We start from the raw sequence: 305 nt of genomic DNA on the forward strand, positions 1-305 counted from the left end.
CGGTGGTGGGTTGGTTGGTTTGGTTGGTTTGGGGTGTGGTGGTGGGTGGGGTTTCTTCGATGATGATGTGGGCGTTGGTGCCGCTGATGCCGAAGGAGGAGATGGCGGCTCGGCGGGGGCGTTGGGGGGTGTGTGGCCAGGTGCGGGGTTGGGTGAGGAGTTCGACTGCTCCGGTGGTCCAGTCGACGTGGGTGGATGGTTTGTCGATGTGGAGGGTTTGGGGCAGGAGGTCGTGGTGCATGGCCATGATCATTTTGATGATGCCGGCGACGCCTGCGGCGGCTTGGGTGTGGCCGATGTTCGAT

At 63.0% G+C, this 305-nt stretch carries 1 protein-coding gene; it reads right to left on the reverse strand.

The features are described from left to right. On the reverse strand, nucleotides 1-305 hold a 305-nt coding region (locus tag ACLF6P_RS30035; RefSeq protein WP_415954582.1), incomplete at both ends, for a ketoacyl-synthetase C-terminal extension domain-containing protein.

Origin of the sequence: Streptomyces lothianensis, assembly GCF_047779955.1 — a bacterium.
Lineage (GTDB): Bacteria > Actinomycetota > Actinomycetes > Streptomycetales > Streptomycetaceae > Streptomyces.